Genomic DNA, 1,667 nt, shown 5'->3' with positions numbered 1-1,667 from the left:
TGCTGAATGAAGAGAACCCGCATCAGCTGCAGCAGCTTATCCGGCTGCCGGGGCAGCAGTATGATGAGGAGTCCGGCCTGTATTACAACCGCCACCGCTATTATGACCCGCTGCAGGGGCGGTATATCACTCAGGATCCGATTGGGCTGAAGGGGGGATGGAATTTTTATCAGTATCCGTTGAATCCGATCTCAAATATAGATCCATTAGGATTAGAAACACTAAAATGCATTAAGCCACTGCATTCAATGGGCGGAACTGGTGAAAGAAGCGGTCCAGATATATGGGGGAATCCGTTCTATCATCAATATCTTTGTGTCCCAGATGGTAAAGGGGACTATACTTGTGGTGGCCAAGACCAACGGGGAGAATCAAAAGGAGATGGTCTATGGGGGCCAGGTAAAGCAAGTAATGATACAAAAGAAGCTGCTGGCCGTTGTGACCTCGTTGAAACCGATAATAGTTGTGTGGAGAACTGTTTAAAAGGGAAGTTTAAAGAGGTAAGGCCGCGTTATTCTGTATTGCCTGATATATTCACACCTATAAATTTAGGGCTATTTAAAAACTGCCAAGACTGGTCTAATGATTCTTTAGAAACATGTAAGATGAAGTGCTCCGGAAATAACATTGGACGTTTTATTAGATTTGTATTCACCGGAGTGATGTAATGAAATATATTATTTTTTTATTCAGAGCTATATGGCTGGCTTTATCGCTTTTAATACTATTCTTTTCCATGCATAGACTTTCACTATTAGACTCCACTCGTGATGTGAGCGAGTTAATTAGTCTCATGTCTTATGGAATGATGGTAATATGTTTTCCAACAGGCATAGTATTCTTTATTGCTCTAATATTTATAGGGACTGTATCAGACATTATTGGCGTAAGGATTGATAGTAAGTATATTATGGCGATAATAATATGGCTTTATTTTCTGTCAGGAGGGTATATTCAATGGTTTGTATTAAGTAAGCGCATTATAAACAAATAAATTAAGTTAATTGCTCTTATTATTATATGTAACCTGGGCATTGATATCCCGTATGCCACAGACCCGGCAGGTAACCGCCTGCCCGACCCGGAGCTGCACCCGGACAGCACCCTCAGCATGTGGCCGGATAACCGTATCGCCCGTGACGCGCACTATCTTTACCGGTATGACCGTTACGGCAGGCTGACGGAGAAAACCGACCTCATCCCGGAAGGGGGTATCCGTACGGATGATGAGCGCACCCACCGGTACCATTACGACAGTCAGCACCGGCTGGTGCACTACACGCGGACACAATATGCAGAGCCGCTGGTCGAAAGTCGCTATCTTTACGACCCGCTGGGCCGCAGGGTGGCAAAACGGGTATGGCGACGTGAACGGGACCTGACGGGCTGGATGTCGCTGTCACGGAAACCGCAAGTGACCTGGTACGGCTGGGACGGCGACCGGCTGACCACGATACAGAACGACAGGAGCCGCATCCAGACGATTTATCAGCCGGGGAGCTTCACACCACTCATCAGAGTTGAAACTGCCACCGGTGAACTGGCCAGAACGCAGCGCCGCAGCCTGGCGGATGCGCTTCAGCAGTCCGGCGGCGAAGACGGTGGCAGTGTGGTGTTCCCGCCGGTGCTGGTGCAGATGCTCGACCGGCTGGAAAGTGAAATCCTGG

The 1,667-nt window shown here is 48.1% G+C and carries 2 protein-coding genes and 1 pseudogene; all 3 read left to right on the top strand.

Annotated features, from left to right (window positions below; translation table 11 throughout):
* Positions 1-668, top strand: a 668-nt coding sequence (locus K0778_RS25885; RefSeq protein WP_052773475.1) for an RHS repeat domain-containing protein, incomplete at its 5' end; no start/stop codon positions are given.
* Positions 668-994, top strand: a complete 327-nt coding sequence (gene ybfB, locus K0778_RS25880; RefSeq protein ID WP_000873944.1) for a protein YbfB — start codon at positions 668-670, stop codon at positions 992-994. The genes K0778_RS25885 and ybfB, both read left to right, overlap by 1 nt.
* 30 nt (positions 995-1,024) lie before the next feature.
* Positions 1,025-1,667 (top strand): annotated as a pseudogene (locus tag K0778_RS25875) (RHS element protein); the annotation flags it as partial.

It is taken from the genome of Escherichia sp. XD33 (genome assembly GCF_019375075.1).
In the GTDB taxonomy this organism is placed as follows: domain Bacteria; phylum Pseudomonadota; class Gammaproteobacteria; order Enterobacterales; family Enterobacteriaceae; genus Enterobacter; species Enterobacter flexneri_A.
This window is presented reverse-complemented; position numbering and strand designations above follow the sequence as displayed.

What these genes read in the sequence shown, in the direction of transcription:
- ybfB (WP_000873944.1), top strand. Translation starts at nt 668, where the DNA reads ATGAAATATATTATTTTTTTATTCAGAGCTATATGGCTGGCTTTATCG.